We start from the raw sequence: 17080 nt of genomic DNA on the forward strand, positions 1-17080 counted from the left end.
TAGAGAGACACGCACCTCAGAAAGGGAGACCGCGATGAATCCTTACATGAAAGCTCTCTGGATCCTGCTGCTGATCGTCGCCGGGTACTTCATCCTGCCGCACAGCATGCCGATATTGCTCGCACTGGTCACCGCGATCATCTTGGAACCGGTCGTGAAACTGCTGCAGCGCGGGCTGCGGATGAAGCGCATCTATGCGGTGATCCTGTCATTTACCAGCTTTCTGCTGGTCTTTGGCGGGCTGTTGTTCTTCATCACGACACGCATCGTGATCGAAGTGGTGGAACTGTCGCAGTGGCTGCCCCGCGTTGTCATCGACATGGCCGACCCGGTGCGGGAATGGGTGGCGCAGATGCAGGCGTATTTCGCTGCCCTGCCCCCCTCATCCGCCCAGAACTTGCAGGCCACGCTGAACAAAACGTTCGCTTCTTTGAACGACCTGACGATCACCCTGCTCAACGGGCTGGTCGGGCTGATCTCTTCCCTGCCCAACCTGATGGTCGTCACCGTCGTCTACATCGTCGCCCTGTTCCTCTTTTCGCTCGACTTGCCGGCTCTGGCCAAAAAGTTTCTCGAACTGTTCACCGCCGAGACCCAGCCGAAGATCCGCATTGTGCTGGAGAATCTCAACCGGGCGATCATCGGCTTCTTGCAGGCGCAGATCCTGATCTCGTTCTTGACTTATGACCTCGTGCTGATCGGGCTGTGGGTGCTCGGGGTGAAATACGCGCTCGCCGTCGCCTTGTTCATCATCATCGTCGACGTGCTGCCGGTGCTCGGCACCGGAGCGGTGATCGTGCCATGGGCCGGCTATGCCTTTGTGACCGGCAACAACTCGCTTGGCGTCGGCCTGTTGATCCTCTATGTCGTGATCATCGTCTTCCGCCGCATCATCGAGCCGAAGATCCTCGGCAACTCGCTTGGCATCTCGGCGCTGGCGACTTTGATCTCGATGTACTTGGGCTTCATGGTGCTCGGCTTCGTCGGTCTGATCGCGGGACCGGCGCTCGTCATCTTGTACCAGGCGTTTCGCGATGCCGGATTCTTTAAGATCCGGATCAAGCTGTAGGCTCGCTCTAAGCGATCTCTAAGCGAGCGTTCGCTTGCTCTCCCCCCGTCTGATATGATAACTTGGACAAAGGGAAGGAGCAGATCAAATGATGAAAAAAGCACTGTCTACACTTCTGATCACCGCCATGTGCGTCACTGCCCTGACTGGATGCGGTGACAAAAAAACCGAAGAAAACAATGCACCGAACGATAAACCGCAAACGACGACGCCGGATCTGAACGGCAATCAAGGGAATCAAGGAAACCAAGGGAATGGAGGCGGCACCGGGACGACCGGCGAGGGAGTGCCGGAGTCGACCGAAGCGTCGCACAAAGAGATCAAGGAAGCGTTTGGCCTGACCGGCTTCAAAATGGTCTCGCCGCTGCACTTGAGCGCCATCGCGCTCGGCAAGTTCGATCTGGGGATCGACGAGCCGCATCGCCTCGCGCTGGCAACGGCGATCTCGGCCGCGATGGCCGAGATCAACTGGCAGCAGGACGACCTGCCGCCGGGTATCTTCCTGAGCGGCGACGCATCCGAATTCGCGATCGGCGCCAAGCACAAGAACGGTGAACTGCTGCTCAACCGCTACAAGCTGGAAGGCGAACAGTGGAAGAAGATCAGTTCCGAAACCAAACAAGGCAAGTAACGCCAAACACCCTCTCTACAGAGAGGGTGTTTTTGGTGTCGGGCTGACCAGCAGTTGCCCCGCCCGGCGCTGGCCCAGCCAGTAAAACAACGTGCCGATCTGCGCCACCAGCGCTGTGCCGAGAAACAAAGCCTCCGCTCCCGAACCGACCAGCACCACGCCGCCGAGCCACGGGCCGATCGACGTGCCGAGGTATTTGAAGCTCTGCGTGCCAAAATACGTCCCGCGCATCCCGTCCGGCGCCAGACGGTCGAGCAGGACGCTCCCCGCCGGGAAGCAGAGCACCTCCCCGATCGTAAACACCGCCATCGAAAGAATCATGCCCGTCCAGCTGTCCGCATAGGCAAAGCCGGCAAAACCGGCCGCGTAAAACAGATTGCCGATCCAGATCGTCTGCAGCGGCGTCCGTTTTTCCGCCCACGAAGACAATGGCAGTTGCAGCAGCACGACGACCGAAGCGTTGACCGTCAGCAGCACGCCGAACAAGGTAACGCCCCCAGCAAGCCCCCCGACGTGCTGCGACAAGTTGGTCGTGATCTGCGAGTAGCACAGCGTGCCCATGATGCTCCCGAGGATGAACAGCAGCAACGCTTTGTCCCCCCAGACGGTCGCCGCCGCCTTGCGGAAGGTGACGACCTCCTTGCCCGCCCCCTGCAGCTTGGTGATCGCAAAGCGCGAGAACATCCCCTGCATGATCAGCGCAAAGACGAGATAAACGCCGCCGGTGATCAGAAAGGCTCCAGCGCCGGCCGACATGCCGAGCAGCGCGCCGATGATCGGCCCGATCGCCCAGCCGAGGTTGTTGAAGGTGTAGCGCAGCGTGAACACGCGGTACCGCTGCTCCGGCGTCGTCAGGTCGCTGAGCAGCGCCTGGCCGACCGGCTCATAAAACGCACGGCTCAAGCCCTGCAGGGCGGTGAGCAGCAGAAACATCCAGAGCTCGGTGGCAAACGCATAGCAGGTGAAGACCAGCGTCCACAGATAGAGCGCCGTCATCATGATCCGCTGGCGTCCGAAGCGGTCGGACAGCGTCCCGCCGATGAAGCCGCCGATCATTTCGCAAAACATGCCAAGCCCGATCGTCAGCCCGATCAGCGCCGGGCTCAGCTCCAGTTCCCGCGCCAGATACAAGGCCAGAAACGGCATGCTCATGCCGGATGCCAAACGTGCCATACAAGTGCCAAACAAGATCGAATGCACAATCGGATGATAAGCTTGAAAATAGGATCTGAGACGATGCATGTGATTCCCTCCCTGCTCGCTTGCCTTTGCTATGAATGGTACTCTACATTTTAGATGCCGTGTTATAGAATACTGATAACGAGCCATGCAAAATTTCGATAACAAGAAGGAACTCCTGCCATGAATCTTGAAAATCTTGAAATGTTTCTGATGATCGCCCGCTTCCGTTCGATCAACAAGGCGGCAGAAACGCTGTTTTTGGCGCAGTCGACCGTCACGCATCGCTTGAAACAGCTTGAAAAGCAGCTCAGTGTGACGCTGTTCGTCCGCACGGCCGGCGGTGTCACGCTGACTCCGGAAGGGCGGAGCTTCGTCCCTGTCGCCACCGGGATCGTCGAGCAGATCCGTGCTTTCACTCAGGATACCTCGACGCGCAAACCGCTGACGATCGCCGCCGGCAAAGCGTTCGCCTCCTATGAACTGCCCCGGCTGCTCGGGGAATACCGTAAAAATCATCCCGAACTGCGTTGCTACGTCAAATCGACGCTGTATGAAGAATCGATCACCGCACTGCTGACCGGGATGGCCGATCTGGCGATGCTCGGCAGCGAAGTCTATCATCCGCAGCTGTTGCAGCTCGACCTGCCCTCCGACCGGATCGTGCTGATCGCCTCGCCCGAACACCGCTGGGGCAGGACGTTTGGCGGATTTGCCGACTGGGGTGCGCAGGAGATGATCATGTTCGGCGATTCCTCTGCGCCGTTTCGCCAGCGTGTCGACCGCTTTTTGCTGGAGCGCGGCGTGTTCCCGAACGTGATCATGGAACTCGACTCCTTCAGCGCCGTCAAACAGATGGTGATGCAAAATCTCGGCGTCGCCATGCTTCCGGAACGGGTGATCCGCGAAGAAATGGCAGCCGGACAGCTCACCGCTCATGACATCGCGGAAGGTGCCCTGACGCGGCCGACCTTGATCGCCTATCCGAAACACAAAGCAAACGACGCTGACTTCCAACAATTTTTGACTTGGATCGTCAGGCATTTTTAGAGGAAACCGCTCAGATGGGCGGTTTTTTTGTTGTTTTTACATAATTCCTAAAACAACTAAAAAAGTTATCCATTTTTATCCTGTTTACTTATTTCTTTTATGAAAATCCAGTAAAATATAATCATATTCATTGACATCAATCTAGCTTTCATGATACTCTCTCATTAAGAGATAACTCTACTATATTACTTTTGTTTGGAGGTTAAATGAAAATGTTCAAGAAAATGATCACTTCGATCGCACTGTCTGCTGCTGTAATGACAGCAACCGTTGTTACCCCGGCGCTGGTCGCTCCGCAAACTGCGGAAGCTTCTTTCTCCGCACCGCTGTTCAAGCAATATGATGCTGCATGGGGCACCGACCTGATGGGCGGCGGCGACACCATGACCAAATCCGGCTGCGCTGTTTCTTCCGTCGCGATGGCGCTGCGCCACAAGAGCATCACCGTGTCCGGCTCTGCTGCTGACCCGGGCAAACTGAACACCTGGCTGAAATCGAACGCTGGCTACTCCGGCAACTCGATCGTATGGGGTTCCGTAACGAAGCTGTCTTCCCGCATCTCCTTCGATGGCCGTTACACCTCCGGCACTTCCCTTTCTGCTGCTACCCTGCGCACCTACCTCGACGGCGGCAACAAGGCGATCATCGCAAACGTTCGCTCCGGCGGCCACTGGGTACTGCTGACCGACCACAACGGCGGCACCGTATTTAACGTCAACGACCCGGGCTACTCGCAATCCACGTACAACTACTCCGACATCGTCGGCTACGCAGTTTACACCATCAACTAATCGCAGCTTCTCATGCGAACAGGCGAGCTCCCATTGTGAGCTCGCCTTTTTATTCATCAAACGATAGAGCACAAAAAGACCACCGGATCGGTGGTCTTTTTGTCTGCTTAGCGGCGGAACTGATTGAGCAGGGCAGACGTCTGCTCGTGTGACAGCTCCAGTTTTTCACGAACGGTGCCGTGCTCGGTGGCGCCGAGCACCACTTCGTGGAAGGCCGGGCGGTCTTCTTTGTAGATGATCCCGGTGCAGACGCCTTCCGCTTCATGCACGCGGCGCATCGCTTCGTACTTGTCGGAGCGGTCGTAGTCCATTTCATCAAAATTGACGATGTGCTCTTTGAACCACTCGTAGGTGTTGACCCGGTTGAACGTCACGCACGGCGAGAAGATGTTGACCAGCGAGAAGCCCTTATGCTGCATCGCTGCGACCAAAATGCTGGTCATCTGCTTCAAGTCGCCGGAAAACGCCTGTGCCACAAACGAAGCGCCTGCCGTCATCGCCAGCTCCAGCGGCTTGACCGGCTCCTCGGCCACGCCGGCCGGGGTGGTTTTCGTCTTGAAGCCCTTTTTCGAGGTCGGTGAAGACTGACCGGTGGTCAGGCCGTAGATGTGGTTGTCCATCACCACATAGGTGATGTCAACATTGCGACGGCAGGCGTGGATAAAGTGCCCCATGCCGATCCCGTAACCATCCCCGTCGCCGCCCGCCGCGATGACGGTCAGTTCCTGGTTGGCCATCTTGATGCCTTGCGCCGTCGGGAGCGAACGCCCGTGCAGCGTGTGGAACCCGTAGGAGCCAAAATGCTGCGAGATCTTGCCCGAGCAGCCGATGCCCGACACGCAGCAGACATCTTCCGGTTCCAGCTCCATTTTGACACATGCCTGCTGCAGGGATGCCAGCACGGTGAAGTCACCGCAGCCCGGGCACCAGGTCGCTTTTTCATACCTGAAATCTGCTAAAGTCGCCATTGTACGCTCACCCCTTCACATAGGAAACAATCTCGCCTACGGTAAACGGATTGCCGTCGTATTTCTTCAAGGTTTCGATCTTGTCATGGAAGCCGATCTCGCGGTTGATCAGCCCGGTCAGCTGGCCGGTAAAGTTCTGGTCGATGACCACGACGCGTCGGGCCGCTTCGATGCGCGGTCTGACCGCATCGGCAGGGAACGGCATCATGCAGCGCAGTTGCAGGTGGCCGACCGACTGGCCTTCCAGCGTCTTGAGCGCTTCGGAGATCTGCGCTTTTGTCGAGCCAAAGCCGATGAGCAGCACATCAGGCGCGTCCGCGCCGGTATACTCCACGCCCCACTCGTTCACTTCGCGCTCCAACGGCTCCATTTTGCGGAAGCGCTTGTTCATCTGCGCCTGACGCATCGGCACGTCTTCGATCTCAAGGCCGGTCTCTTCGTGCTCGTTGGTCAAAGCGCAATAGCGGCCGTTTTTCATGCCCGGGAACGAGCGCGGGGAAATGCCGGAATCGGTGATCGCATAGCGCTTGAAGGCGCCTTTTTCCAACTGGTCGAGCGTCTCCTGTGTCACGATCTCGCCGCGGTCGACTTGGAAGCGGGTCAGGTCGATGTCGTCGAGCGTCATCTTGTTCATGCCGATGAACAGGTCGCTCAGCACGATGACCACACACTGGAATTTCTCGGCGATGTTGAAAGCGTTAAAGGTCTGGTAGTAGCAGTCTTCGATCGACGTCGGCGCCAGCACGACGCGGGGAATCTCGCCGTGCGAGCCCCACAGGGCGCCGTTCAGGTCGGACTGCTCCGGCTTGGTCGGCAGGCCCGTCGAAGGACCGCCGCGCTGGACGTCGACGATGACGAGCGGCGTCTCGGAGATCCCCGCCATGCCGATCGCTTCCATCATCAGCGACAGGCCGGGGCCGGAGGTCGAGGTCATCGAGCGCACGCCGGCATAGTTCGCGCCGATCGCCATGATGCAGGCGGCGATCTCGTCTTCCGCCTGCAGCACTTTGCCGCCAAAATCTTTCATGTTGCCGAGCAGCCAATACATGATCTCCGTCGCCGGGGTGATCGGATAGGCGGCGAGGATGCGGCAGCCGGCAGCGAGTGCACCGACGCCGGTCGTCTCGTTGCCCGACATCAGCAGGCGCGGGGCGGACGGCTTGGTCGCCTGCGGCACCGGGCGGCGCACGTCCGGGTAGTTTTCTTTCACAAAGTCGAAGCCTTTGTTGAACGCAGTCTTGTTCAGCTCGACCAGCTCCGCACCCTTTTTGCCAAACTGCGATTCGATCTGCTCATAAAAATTCGTCGGGTCGATGTCGAGCACATAGCAGGAAGCGCCGGCTGCGACCATGTTTTTGATGATCACGTTGCCAAGGTCTTTCGCCATCTGGGACATCGGCACGGAGCAGACCTGCAGGCCGCCGCGCTTCGATTGGCCTTCGAACTTGGCGTCATGCAGGATGATGCCGCCTTCGATCAGTTCATCTTCGTTTTCGTCGATCGTCGTTTGGTCGAACGCGATCAGAATATCGAGCGTGTCGCCTTGGTAATCGACTTGCTCCACGTTGTTCGCTCTGATTTTGTAGTTGGTGTGGCCGCCTTTGACCAGCGACATGAAGTGGCGGTAGGCGAATATGTAATACCCCATGCGTGTGAGGACCGTCGCCAGAATCTCGCCTGTTGAGTCGATCCCTTCGCCTTGGGCCCCGCCCACTTTCCAGGTGAATTCGTTCGTCATGTATGTCACCTCGTAGTCCATTCTTGTGGAGCTTGTTCAGTCGGTAGTATGTCCAACTTCGGCTCCCTGATGCTCAGCAGCGGCACCACCGCAAACAGCAGGATGATCGCCGCCGCCACCACGCCGGAGTCGTTGACGAGGAACGCTGCCGCCGCTGTGACGAGCTGTGTCTTGAAATTGTGCAGCAAGAACGGCGACCCGGCGCGCTTCAGGCGCCAGACGAGCAGCGTGGCGATGAAGAGGAGCAGCAGTTTTCCCCACGCCGAGACGCGCAGCAGGTGCAGGTTGAGCTCGACCTTGCGCTGGAGGATCTGCCAGACCTCGGCGAAGTTGCCGCCGAGCAGCAGCGTCGCCGCCCGGCCGATGTGCGTCTGTTCGCCGCCGAGGTTTAGCGCAAACAAGAGTCCGAGCCCGACCGCCGCCCCGCCGCCGATCCACAGCCAGTTGCGCAGCGTCATCCTCACGTTGCAGACTTGCAGGAAAGCGTACGACCCGCCGATCGCCGCCGCCATCGCGCCGCCTGCGTTGGTGCCGAACGACGGGGCGGCGAACAGGAGGACGATGGCGAAAAAGAGCACCAGCGTGCCGAGCTTCCCTTTCCCCGGATACAAGGCGAGCAGCACGTTCAAGAGCAATAAAGCCGCCCCGAGCAGCAGGCCCATGTATTCGTTGCCGATGCCGTAGTAGCGCGCGCCGACCACCGGGTCGTAGGAAAAGACCGACTCTTTCATCAGCGGTGCGCCAAGCAGCATGTCGCCAAGCAGCGTGAGCACCGTCAGCCCGGCCAGCGCGCCGTAGCGCTGCAAGGGCTGGCGGATCAGTTGCAGCCCGCCCCAAGCGGCGAGGGCGAGCAGTATCGTGTACAAGGTGATGTCCTGCCCGGTCAATGGATGGAACAGCGGCACGTACAGCCAGACCAACGGGAAGATCAGCAGCAGCTCTGCCACCGGGGTGACGTAGCGCAGCCAGGCCTGGCGAAAGATCGTACCAAACAGAATCAGCGCCGCCGCCCCGATCCAGATGTTCAGCCACGGGCGGACGAGCAGGCGGCGCATGCCGCTCGGGAGCAGCATGTTTTCCACGATGCGGTCCAACTGGTCCGCCGCCGCGAGCGTCCCGGACACCGGCTGTGCGCTGACCGGCTGCCCGAGGAACGGATAGTCCTGCGCGTCGCCGCCCAGCGCCTGCACGAATGTCGGTGCCAAGTCATAGTTGGCGATCAGGCCGTCCCGCTTCGTCGTCCCCGAGGTGAGCAGGCTGCCTGGCGAAATGGCGCCGCCGGCGAGGATGACCGGGGACAAGGTCGGCGCCTCAGGCAGCGGGTTGGCGGCCGGCGAGACCACGGCGAGCAGCAGCTGCGGGCCGACAGCTGGCAACAGCTTGCCGATCAGCCCGTCCGCCTCCCGGATCGCCTGCCGGTACGCGCGCTCCGCCTGCTCATCGGTCATCTGGTCGCGCATCGCACGCACCCGCCCGGCGTCCCCCGTCTCCAGCACGATCAGGGCAGCCTCCCTGCGAGCCTGCAGAAACTGCCGTTCCAGCGCCGCGTAATCGGTACGCACCCCAAACGGGCGCGTACCGTCTGGCAGCAAGCCGTCTGGCAGTGATCCCAGATCGACCGTGCCACCGCTGTCCATCGCGATCAGCGCAGCCGGACGGTGCGTCGCTGCGCCGTGGTCGGTGTTGCCAAACACGGCCGTCCGGCCTCCGAGATCATGCACCGCATCTCCGAGCTGGCCCGGCAGGAGCTTGTAGTTTGCGCTTTCGGCAGCCGCCCGGATCTGGGGAATCTGCGGCACGACGATCTCCCCTTGCGGTTCCCGGCCCAGATGGCGCAAATACAGGTCGCGCCCCGTCGCCGGTCGCTGTTCTTCCTTCACCGGCTCGGTGAGGCCGTACGCGCGCACATGTCCAATCGGCGCGCTCGCTTTCGAGCCCGCCCCGATCGTCAGGTACGTGTTCACATCATTTTGTTTGCTCAGCGTGTTGTGGTTCATCACGCCGACCGCGCCCATCTGCTGCAGGCGTATCAGGTTGGGCGTTTCCTCCTCCGAGATCGCGCCTTGCCACAGCCCGTCGATGACGACGATCACCACTTGCCTTGCAGGAGCGGCGTGAACCGTTCCCGGCAACCCGAGCAACGTACACAGCAACAGCAGCATCAAGATCAAGTTCCGTTTCATAAAAAGACCCCTTGGCGCTTGGCGATCACCGCGCGGTATTCTCGCAGCGTCGCTTCGATCATCGCCCCTCTGGTGAAATGTTCCTCCGCCCGGCGCTGTCCGGCCCGTCCGAGCCGCAGCCGCCAGTCCTCTTTTTGCAGCAGCAGTTGCAGGGCATCGGCCAGCGCCACCGCTTCCTGCGGCGGGACGAGCAGACCGGTCTTGCCGTGCACCACCACTTCCGGGAGCCCGCCGACGTCGCTGGCGATCACCGGGCAGCCGGCGAGCATCGCCTCGATCGGCACGAGGCCGAGCCCTTCGGCGTGCGAAGGCTGGACGACGATGTCGAGCCCGGAGAGCAGCCGGCGCGCCTGCGGGACCTCGCCTAAGAAGCGCACCCGCGCCGGGCCGATCTTGCCGGCCTGATGCTGGTAGTCGGACAGGAGCGGGCCGTCGCCGATCAGCACCAGCTCCGCATCGACGCCGCGGGCGAGCAGAATCGTAAACGCTTCGAGCAGCGTCGAGAACCCTTTTTCCGCCACCATGCGCCCGATCGAACCGATGACAAGGCGGTCGCTGTCCTCACAGCCCAGCACCTGCCGGGCGTGCTCGCGCGGCAGCATCGCCGCCTGCTCGACCCCGTTGTGGATCGTCACCGCCCTCCAAGGCGGGATGCCATGGCGCGCCACCACATCCTGCTCCAGGCGGCGCGAGACGGTGATCACGCGGTCGGTCTCGGGAGCGAGCCTGCGCTCCAGCGTGTTCAGCACGCGCTTGACCAGCCCGCCGCGCGGCAAGACTTGATTATGTACGGTATAGACGCAGGGCGGCGGCGTCGGCAGGCTGCGCAGGGCGAGGCGGCCGACGAGACCTGCTTTCGCCCCGTGCAGGTGCACGAGATCGAACGGCTGCTCGCGAAGCAGTTTGCCCAGCTGGCGCACGGCGAGCATATCTTTCATCGGGGAGACGCTGTCGACGATCTCCACAGGCAAGCAAGGCACCGATTGCAGTACCTGTTCCCCGCACAGCTCCGACGGGCAGGCGACCGTCACGGCGAGCCCGACTTCCTGCAAACCATGGATCAGATCCAGCACATGCCGGCGCATGCCGCCCTGCATCGGGCGTACCACCTGCAGCACGCGAAACACATCCACACACGTTCACCTCTTTTCTCTTCTTTCCAGCGTTTCCAATTTGAAATACAAAAAAACCACCTGCCGATGAAAGGCAGATGGTTCTTGGCACTGCTGCTTGGATCTACTTGAGGATATAGATTTTAACGTCTTGCTTGCCGAACTGGCGAAGCTGCGCCTGGGTACCGTCGATGTAGATGTCGATGCGGTTGCCCTTGATCGCGCCGCCGGTGTCCTCGGCAGTCGCCACGAAGCCGCCCGCCGGAAGCAGCGGGGAGTTGTAGCCGGTCACGTAGACTTTGGAGCCGAGCGGAACCACTTTCGGGTCCACTGCGATCACGCCTTCACGCACTTTGGTGCCGGTGAAAGTCTGGCCGCCCCATTGCCACATGATGTTGCCCGGGCCGTATGCGGTCGCGTCCATGTTCAGCGTCTTGGTGTACGCCATGCCGGCGACAGTCGGGACGGCCGGCTTCGGCGCCGGTGCCGGTTTTTCCACCGGAGCTGGTGCCGGAGTCGGCGCTACGCGGGTCGGTACGACCGGCTGTTTCACCGGTTGCAGCGCCTGGCGGTCGGCCGACTTTTCTTCGGTCTGCGGCGCTTTCGCTTGCGGAGCTTGCGCCGGAGCTGCTGTAGCCGGAGTTACCGCTTTGTAGAAGCCGTTGGTGCCGGACGGGATCAGGATGGTGTTGCCTGCGATCAGCCGATCCGAGTCCATGCCGTTGAGGTTTTTAATCTCTGCAGCGGTGGTGTCGTACTTGTTGGCGAGGTATGCCAACTGGTCGCCTGTGATCACTTTGTACGGGAAGACGATGTGCAGCTTTTGGCCCGCGTAGATCGTGTCGGACGCCAGATGGTTGGCCGTCTTCCACGCTTGTGCGGTCGTGCCGTAGCTGGCTGCCAGCTGGGACAAAGTCTGGCCCGGTTGCACGATGATCGCATCGGTGAGACCTGCTGCCTCGACGTTGACTTGCGATACGGTCAGAACGCTTGCTGCAACAATTGTTGCAAAAGCCCATTTTTTCAGGTTGAATTTTTTCATTTTCTAGCACTCTCCTTCTAAAAGCCGCCGGAGTTAGCTGACGGGTTCGGGTGAAGGATACCCGCTCGCCTGCTGCGCGAGTTCACCCCAGATATGGTTCCTCCGTTCCTCATCAGATTTGAGGATTAGGCTTGTCATGTGGTCGAGTGCTAGAATAACGCAGATCAGGCCTCCGTTTCACTAGTCGATAACTGGAAATGGACTGGAAGAATCTCCGCGAGCCGCCCGCATCCGGCGCGGGTACAGGGATCGCGTCGTGCCGCAGTCGGCGAATGGAAAAAAGTCCCCTTCCGAAGAAGAGGACTTTTTGCTTGACTGCAAGGTCTGTCTGTGATCTATTTCAACACTTTGATGAACTCGATGTTCGGGTCATCCGGGCCTTGCACGGGGAGTCCCGCTTTGACGTTTTCCATGATGTACTCGATGTTGTCCTGCGTGATCACTTCGCCCGGCATGATGATCGGGATGCCCGGCGGGTAGACCATCACCGACTCGGCCATGATCCGGCCGGCCGCTTCTGTCAGTGGCACGACTTCGGTCTGTTTATTATAGAAAGCGTCGCGCGGCGAAACGGCGAGCAGCGGCATCGACGGGATGTGCACCTGCGGCAGGTCTTTTTTCTCCTGCACGCCGAATCGTTTCGAGATCTCGCGCAGCGCGTGGATCAGCGAGGCGATCGTTTCGTCGGTGTCGCCGAAGGTGACGATGCAGAGGATGTTGTACAGGTCGGACATTTCCACCTCGATGTTGAAATCGGTGCGGAGGATCTTCTCCACTTCCCAGCCGGTCAAGCCGAGCTCCTTGACGGAGATGTTCAGCTTCAGCGGGTCGTGGGCGAAGGTGGCCGACGTTTTCAGGATCTCGTCGCCGAAGCAGTACATGCCCGGGATCTCTTCATTGATCGTGCGGCGGGCATTTCGAGCGAGACGGAGCACTTTTTCGATCAGCTCGTGCCCGTAGACCGCAAGGTTCTTGCGAGCGACGTCAAGCGACGCCAGGAGCAGGTAGGACGTCGACGTGGTGTGCAGCATCGAGAGCACCGCCTGCACGTGCGCCGGAGAGACGAATCCTTCACGGACGTTGAGCACCGAGCTTTGCGTCATCGAGCCGCCGAGCTTGTGCACGGAGGTCGCCGCCATGTCCGCGCCGGCCTGCATCGCGGAGAGCGGCAGGTCTTCGTGGAAGGAGAACAGGACGCCGTGCGCTTCGTCGACGATGACAGGCACGCCGCGCTCATGGCTCAGTTCGACGATCGATTTCAGGTCGCAGGAGACGCCGAAGTAGGTCGGGTTGATCAGCAGCACGCCTTTTGCATCCGGGTGTGCGTCAAGCGTGACACGGACCGTATCGACCGAGATGCCGTGCATGATGCCGATCTCAGCGTCCACTTCCGGGTGCATGAACACCGGATGCGCGCCGGAGAGGATGATCGCCGCCATGATCGATTTATGCGCGTTGCGCGGCACGAGGATCTTCTCGCCAGGACCTACGACCGACATGATCATCGTCATGATCGCGCCGGACGTGCCCTGCACCGAGAAGAACGTGTGGTCGGCGCCATACGCCTGCGCGGCCAACTCCTGGGCTTCTTTGATGATGCCTTTCGGTGAATGCAGATCGTCCAAGGGTGCGATGTTGATCAAATCTATGGACAAAGCGTTCGGGCCAATGAACTCGCTGAATTCGCTCGGCATACCAAAGCCTTTTTTGTGTGCGGGAATGTGGAACTGAATCGGGTTCCGGCTCGCGTGCTCGACGAGCTTCGTGAACAGAGGAGTAAGGTTTTGCATCGCGTTCAATTCCTTTCATCAAGAGCATAACGAAAACATAACGAATGCAATTATAGCACTCTTCTTCTGTATGAGAAACAAATTTTTTGGATAAGTATGCTGTTAGGTTTCACCGTGTAGTGTGGTCTTTTTCGCACGTAAAAAACCCACCAAAAAGGTGGGTTTTGCAAGGTTGTTTTAGGCAAGTTCCGCCTTGACTTCCTCCGGGGTGTTTTCCCAAAGGTCGGCTCGCAGCTGCTGCAGGAAAGCAGCCAGTTTCGCCTTCTGTTCGGCGGTCAGGTTCGACACGTCCACACGGCCTTTCACCGCGCGGTCCATCTGGTTGACCAGTGGGCCCATCGCCTTGTAGCCGATGCCGTGTGCGAAGTCGATCACAAGTTCTGCCGACGCGATACCGCTGAAGCCGCGTCCCTTTTCGTACGTTTTCAAGGTCACCCAGACCACAGCGACCTTCTCCCCGTTCGGCACATCCTCCGCCGAGCGTGCCGCCCGGAAGTCGATGCCCCGCTCCAGGCGGCTCTTGCCGTGGATCGCCCCTTGGTCGACGAAGATCTCGTCGCCGTGAATCATCACAGCGGACAGGTTCTGCAGCTCATCTGGCGTGCTGTGTTTATCGCGTCCGGTCAGGTTCAGTTCCATTGGTGATCATCCTTCCTATGGTCATCTTTGGCTATATTGTAACCGCTGGCCAAGGAAAAGTCACCCTGCCCGCCCCTCCGGCTCGATCACTTTCATCCGCACCCAGATCATGTTCAGCAGGTAGAGCACACAAGTCAGCCCAAGCATCACCCGAATGCCGAAGTAGGCCGAGCCCAAGCCGCCCAAGAGCGGCCCTGCAAAGGAGCCTAAGAGCATCGCCGACGCGGAGAACCCGTAGACCTTCCCCCGGTGCTCTTTCGGCGCCAGACGCCCGACCAGCGCGTTTGCGGTCGGCATGATCCCACCGATGAAGAGCCCGAGGCCGAAGCGGGCGGCGATGAAGACCCAGACGTTCGGAGCGAGCGCTTGCGGAAGGTACATCAGGGCGGCCCCGGTCATGCAGATGGTCAGGACTTTGCGGTAGCCGATCTTGTCGCTGCGCTTGCCGAGGAACGGCGAGGCGATCAGATCGGCAAGTCCCGTTGCCGCCGTCGCGAACCCGGCGATGATGCCGAGGTATTCGAGCCCGGTGAGTTCCTTCATATAGACAGGCAGCACCGGCAGCACACTCATCACCGAAAACTGGGCCAGGAACAGCACGACAAACATCGTGCGAACGCCTTTCATCTCCTTCACGGCGCGGAACTGCTCCAAGATCGCCCCCTTCTTCATCTCATCCTTCGCGGGCGGCTCAAAGCGCTCCTTGACCAAACACAGCGTCACCAAAAAGGCGAGCAGCGAGAACCCGCCGGTCAGGAAAAATGCGACCCGGTAGCTGTGCAGCAAATCGACCATCAGCCCGCCCACCAGCGGCCCGATCAGCGTGCCGAACATCCCCGCCGAGGCCAGCCAGCCCAGCGCATAGCCAAGGCGCTCCTCCGGGATCACCGTCGCCACCAGCGCGTTCGCCGACGCCGTAAAACCGCTGAAGATGCCTTGAATCGTGCGGGTGATCAGCAGATGCCAGACGTTCTGCGCCAGTCCCATCAGGAACATGAAGAACGAGATCGCAAACGTCGTCCGCATCACCATCAGCTTGCGCCCTTTGCGATCGCCGAGCGAGCCCCACAAGGGCGACACGATCGCCGCCAGCAAAAAGTTGCACGACGAGATGATCCCCGCCCAGATCGCCACCTGACCCCAATCTTCCACTCCAAGTTCGTTTATGTATAACGCCAAAAAGGGCCCGCTCGACGTAAACGCCATCATCATGATGCACTGCACCGCCGCCATCACCCACAAGGTGCGCTGCCAAGACGAACCTTCCTGTTTCATCGGTTCTCACATCCCATCCACTTTTAGTAATTGATCCTGTTGTCGTAATTCTATCAAGAATATGGCATTTCGTTTCTCGAATCTTTTTACTCGTACAGCTCAAACATCTTAAAAAGATATACAGTAACTGAAAATATAACTGGAGCACCGCCTATATTTTAACGAAAATATACGCTAAGCCCTGAATTGCGTCCGACTTGGCGTTTCTCCTTACTCTAAGCTCAAACGACACGATCCCCCGACAAACTGAATGAGACTGACTCTAAAAAAAGCAGTGACGGACTAGGAACTCGAAAGACCTAGACTGCCGCTGCTTTTATTGTGCTAACGTAATTCGTTAGCGTAATCTACTTTAGGAGACAAGGTCACCTAACCGTCTGGTAAACGAGGCCTATGGCTCCAGAATCAAATGTCTTGTTTTCGATAAGTTTAAGATTGATCTTCTCCTTGATACCTTGGAATAACGGCAACCCGCTGCCGATCAGGACGGGAGAAATCGTAATTTTATACTCATCTATTAAATCAAGCTGCATAAGGTAGTGTGCGAACCTAGGACTGCCGAGGATGACCATATCCTTGCCTGGCTGCTGTTTGAGGTTCTTGATCGCTTCCTCGACATCTTCTTTCACCAGTCTGGAATTGTTCCATTCGACTTTCTCCAGCGTCGTGGAAAAAACGATTTTGGCTGTCTTTTCGATCCACTCGGCATGATTCCGTTCATGCTGCGAAGCTGATGGGTTCGAAGGCACAGATGGCCAGTAACTGTGCATCATCTGATAAGTCCCACGTCCCCAAATGACAGTGTCCGCAGTACTCAGAATTTCTTTCGCGTGTTTCTCCAAATCAGCATCGTAGGAAACCCAGCCAATGTCCATTTCACCGTTCGGCCCTTCTACAAAACCGTCAAGCGATGCGTGCAGAAATAGAACAAGTTTTCTCATTTTCAATTCTCCTTTGTTCATGTGGGGTATTTACATTATACATTTTCACGGATGATCATAATCCTCGGCTATAAATCAGGCGAGCTCCTGGCAAAAAATGATTGACCAAACTCCTGAATTCATTTATTATTTAAGTGTATAATAAAATATATAAGGGGGGTCAATCAAATGAAACTGCGCAACAAAGCACTGCTCATCCTCGCAACGGCCGCCATCCTCGCCACCGGCGCACAGACGGCAAGCGCTGCCAGCCCCGAAAACGAACCGAGCAACGGCTCGGGCGCCAACGACATCTATGCAACGGCGGAGGCGTACGCCATCGGCAACGCTGTGTCCGGCTACATTGGCACTTATCAGGATGTGGACGTCTTCGCTTTTACCGCACAGAATTCCTTATATGCAGAGCTGTCCCTGCTAACAACAGGCAACTACAGCTTCACCGTCACCAACCCAATCACCGGCGAGCATTACAGCGACGACGGCACCGGCCTGATCGACATGCCGCTCACCTATGGCCAGACTTACTATGTGAGCGTTTTCGGCCTCGGCGACATGGGCAAACCTTACCGCCTCTCCTCCTTCCATTACTTTTAAACAACACCAAGACGACCGCCCTGCGCGGTCGTCTTTATTTTCGGCATCACGCCAATCCCTTGCCCACTGCCGCCCTGC

The 17080-nt window shown here is 58.8% G+C and carries 15 protein-coding genes and 1 riboswitch; of the genes, 5 read left to right on the top strand and 10 right to left on the bottom strand.

Features of this window, described 5'->3' with window-relative positions:
• The first annotated feature begins 46 nt into the window (after positions 1-46).
• Together ytvI and EV586_RS08470 are read left to right on the top strand one after the other, a co-directional pair.
• The gene (gene ytvI, locus EV586_RS08465; protein WP_165898437.1) at positions 47-1069 is read left to right on the top strand and encodes a sporulation integral membrane protein YtvI; all 1023 of its coding nucleotides are present in this window, start codon (positions 47-49) and stop codon (positions 1067-1069) included.
• A gap of 88 nt (positions 1070-1157) precedes the next feature.
• A complete protein-coding gene (locus EV586_RS08470; RefSeq protein WP_132944668.1) occupies positions 1158-1700 on the top strand; it encodes a hypothetical protein in 543 nt (180 codons plus the stop codon).
• A gap of 15 nt (positions 1701-1715) precedes the next feature.
• Here the strand turns inward: EV586_RS08470 and EV586_RS08475 are convergent, their stop codons facing one another.
• Positions 1716-2942 carry an MDR family MFS transporter gene (locus tag EV586_RS08475; RefSeq protein ID WP_132944669.1) on the bottom strand — a complete coding sequence of 409 codons (1227 nt, stop codon included), beginning with the start codon at positions 2940-2942 and terminating at the stop codon, positions 1716-1718.
• 120 nt (positions 2943-3062) lie between these two features.
• On the opposite strand from EV586_RS08475, the gene EV586_RS08480 reads away from it, so the two are divergent.
• Both EV586_RS08480 and EV586_RS08485 read left to right on the top strand, forming a co-directional pair.
• Positions 3063-3929 (top strand): LysR family transcriptional regulator, encoded by an 867-nt coding sequence (locus EV586_RS08480; protein WP_132944670.1) that lies wholly within the window; start codon positions 3063-3065, stop codon positions 3927-3929.
• Positions 3930-4141: 212 nt separating this feature from the next.
• Complete coding sequence (locus EV586_RS08485; protein WP_165898438.1) at positions 4142-4720, top strand: C39 family peptidase; 579 nt, start codon at positions 4142-4144, stop codon at positions 4718-4720.
• A 107-nt stretch (positions 4721-4827) separates the two neighbouring features.
• Here EV586_RS08485 and EV586_RS08490 read toward each other — a convergent pair whose 3' ends face one another.
• The 9 genes from EV586_RS08490 to EV586_RS08530 form a co-directional block, all read right to left on the bottom strand.
• Positions 4828-5688, bottom strand: coding sequence for a 2-oxoacid:ferredoxin oxidoreductase subunit beta (locus tag EV586_RS08490; protein WP_132944672.1), 861 nt, complete (start codon positions 5686-5688; stop codon positions 4828-4830).
• A gap of 7 nt (positions 5689-5695) precedes the next feature.
• Positions 5696-7426 (bottom strand): 2-oxoacid:acceptor oxidoreductase subunit alpha, encoded by a 1731-nt coding sequence (locus EV586_RS08495; protein WP_165898439.1) that lies wholly within the window; start codon positions 7424-7426, stop codon positions 5696-5698.
• A 5-nt stretch (positions 7427-7431) separates the two neighbouring features.
• A complete protein-coding gene (locus EV586_RS08500; protein WP_132944674.1) occupies positions 7432-9609 on the bottom strand; it encodes a hypothetical protein in 2178 nt (725 codons plus the stop codon).
• On the bottom strand, positions 9606-10742 hold the full coding sequence (locus tag EV586_RS08505; RefSeq protein ID WP_132944675.1) for a glycosyltransferase family 4 protein: 1137 nt from the start codon (positions 10740-10742) through the stop codon (positions 9606-9608). The genes EV586_RS08500 and EV586_RS08505 overlap by 4 nt, the downstream gene beginning before the upstream one ends.
• A gap of 103 nt (positions 10743-10845) precedes the next feature.
• Complete coding sequence (locus EV586_RS08510; RefSeq protein WP_132944676.1) at positions 10846-11763, bottom strand: LysM peptidoglycan-binding domain-containing protein; 918 nt, start codon at positions 11761-11763, stop codon at positions 10846-10848.
• Between the two features lie 7 nt (positions 11764-11770).
• Positions 11771-11905: riboswitch (cyclic di-AMP (ydaO/yuaA leader) on the bottom strand.
• Between the two features lie 193 nt (positions 11906-12098).
• A complete protein-coding gene (locus EV586_RS08515) occupies positions 12099-13553 on the bottom strand; it encodes an aminotransferase class I/II-fold pyridoxal phosphate-dependent enzyme (RefSeq protein WP_132944677.1) in 1455 nt (484 codons plus the stop codon).
• 177 nt (positions 13554-13730) lie between these two features.
• Positions 13731-14192 carry a YwhD family protein gene (locus EV586_RS08520; RefSeq protein WP_132944678.1) on the bottom strand — a complete coding sequence of 154 codons (462 nt, stop codon included), beginning with the start codon at positions 14190-14192 and terminating at the stop codon, positions 13731-13733.
• Positions 14193-14252: 60 nt separating this feature from the next.
• Complete coding sequence (locus tag EV586_RS08525; RefSeq protein ID WP_243652988.1) at positions 14253-15467, bottom strand: MFS transporter; 1215 nt, start codon at positions 15465-15467, stop codon at positions 14253-14255.
• A 365-nt stretch (positions 15468-15832) separates the two neighbouring features.
• Entirely contained in the window at positions 15833-16408 is a 576-nt protein-coding gene (locus tag EV586_RS08530) for a dihydrofolate reductase family protein (RefSeq protein ID WP_132944679.1), read from the bottom strand.
• Positions 16409-16576: 168 nt separating this feature from the next.
• Here EV586_RS08530 and EV586_RS08535 point away from each other — a divergent pair, with 168 nt between their 5' ends.
• A complete protein-coding gene (locus tag EV586_RS08535) occupies positions 16577-17002 on the top strand; it encodes a hypothetical protein (protein ID WP_132944680.1) in 426 nt (141 codons plus the stop codon).
• Positions 17003-17080 lie beyond the last annotated feature (78 nt).

Origin of the sequence: Tumebacillus sp. BK434 (assembly GCF_004340785.1) — a bacterium.
Taxonomy (GTDB): Bacteria; Bacillota; Bacilli; order Tumebacillales; family Tumebacillaceae; genus Tumebacillus_A.

What these genes read in the sequence shown, in the direction of transcription:
- ytvI (WP_165898437.1), top strand. Translation starts at nt 47, where the DNA reads ATGAAAGCTCTCTGGATCCTGCTGCTGATCGTCGCCGGGTACTTCATC.
- EV586_RS08470 (WP_132944668.1), top strand. Translation starts at nt 1,158, where the DNA reads ATGATGAAAAAAGCACTGTCTACACTTCTGATCACCGCCATGTGCGTC.
- EV586_RS08475 (WP_132944669.1), bottom strand. Translation starts at nt 2,942, where the DNA reads ATGCATCGTCTCAGATCCTATTTTCAAGCTTATCATCCGATTGTGCAT.
- EV586_RS08480 (WP_132944670.1), top strand. Translation starts at nt 3,063, where the DNA reads ATGAATCTTGAAAATCTTGAAATGTTTCTGATGATCGCCCGCTTCCGT.
- EV586_RS08485 (WP_165898438.1), top strand. Translation starts at nt 4,142, where the DNA reads ATGTTCAAGAAAATGATCACTTCGATCGCACTGTCTGCTGCTGTAATG.
- EV586_RS08490 (WP_132944672.1), bottom strand. Translation starts at nt 5,688, where the DNA reads ATGGCGACTTTAGCAGATTTCAGGTATGAAAAAGCGACCTGGTGCCCG.
- EV586_RS08495 (WP_165898439.1), bottom strand. Translation starts at nt 7,426, where the DNA reads ATGACGAACGAATTCACCTGGAAAGTGGGCGGGGCCCAAGGCGAAGGG.
- EV586_RS08500 (WP_132944674.1), bottom strand. Translation starts at nt 9,609, where the DNA reads ATGAAACGGAACTTGATCTTGATGCTGCTGTTGCTGTGTACGTTGCTC.
- EV586_RS08510 (WP_132944676.1), bottom strand. Translation starts at nt 11,763, where the DNA reads ATGAAAAAATTCAACCTGAAAAAATGGGCTTTTGCAACAATTGTTGCA.
- EV586_RS08515 (WP_132944677.1), bottom strand. Translation starts at nt 13,553, where the DNA reads ATGCAAAACCTTACTCCTCTGTTCACGAAGCTCGTCGAGCACGCGAGC.
- EV586_RS08520 (WP_132944678.1), bottom strand. Translation starts at nt 14,192, where the DNA reads ATGGAACTGAACCTGACCGGACGCGATAAACACAGCACGCCAGATGAG.
- EV586_RS08525 (WP_243652988.1), bottom strand. Translation starts at nt 15,467, where the DNA reads ATGAAACAGGAAGGTTCGTCTTGGCAGCGCACCTTGTGGGTGATGGCG.
- EV586_RS08530 (WP_132944679.1), bottom strand. Translation starts at nt 16,408, where the DNA reads ATGAGAAAACTTGTTCTATTTCTGCACGCATCGCTTGACGGTTTTGTA.
- EV586_RS08535 (WP_132944680.1), top strand. Translation starts at nt 16,577, where the DNA reads ATGAAACTGCGCAACAAAGCACTGCTCATCCTCGCAACGGCCGCCATC.